This is a genomic window from Galbibacter sp. PAP.153, from assembly GCF_037029175.1.
GTDB lineage: Bacteria > Bacteroidota > Bacteroidia > Flavobacteriales > Flavobacteriaceae > Galbibacter > Galbibacter pacificus.
In genome coordinates, this window is sequence record NZ_JAZEUN010000065.1 from 1 (window position 1) to 847 (window position 847).

At 43.9% G+C, this 847-nt stretch carries 1 protein-coding gene; it reads right to left on the reverse strand.

Annotation, left to right across the window (positions count from 1 at the left end; all coding sequences use genetic code 11):
• The coding region (locus tag UXI14_RS18055) for a transposase (protein WP_335967366.1) at positions 1-847 on the reverse strand (847 nt) is incomplete at both ends.

An 847-nucleotide genomic window follows, 5' to 3' on the forward strand; every position in this document is an offset into this window, starting at 1 on the left:
AAACAAATTAATTTGATATTGGTTTGTTCCATGGTTAAGGAAGCTTAGAAAGCTTGATTTTAAGTTTAACAAGGTGAAAATTGCACTTCTAAGCAATTTATACTGGTATTTCAGTCCAACCCCCAATTTGAACATTCTTTTTAAATTATAGGCCAATGCGATCAGCCCAAGGTCAGCCGATGCAGCCCTAATGCCTTTTTTGGTCATTATATGATCAAAGCCCCATTGGCGTTTTATAGTTCCAAAAGGATGCTCCGCCAAGGCCTGTCTTTTGTTATAAAGCATTTCATTGGCTTCGGCCCGTTCAATGTTTCGTTGTATGTGTTCAGTGTACTGACTTCGTTGGACAACTTTACCATTGACTTTAGAAGTGGTGCACTCACTTCTTACCGGGCAGGTTTTGCAGGCTTTGGTTTTGTACTGTTTAAAGGTGTAGTTCCGGGCTTTGTACTGGGTTTGGTTGGAGGTTAAACGATGTCCTTGTGGGCAGGTGTAGCTATCCGATGCTTTATCGTATACAAAGTGTTCGGCGTTGTAATGGGGGTTTGGAGCTTGGCTTGATCGCCCTATGGCAGGAACTGTCACTAGTGTCTTGATTCCTAACTGATCTGCAATATAGAACTCGCTACCGGCATGGAAGCCTTTGTCATGCAGGGCGGTAAAAGAATTGTTCCGTAAAATGGACTTGGCCCTTCTGAGCATCAACCCCATAGCTTTCTTGTCGTTCTGGTTGGTCAGTTTGTAATCGATAAACAGCTTGTGCTTGGCATCCACAGTGGTCTGTGCAGTATAGCAGACCTCGGTAATAGTCCCCCTTACAATTTGATGCCGGCTGTCGGGGTCTGAG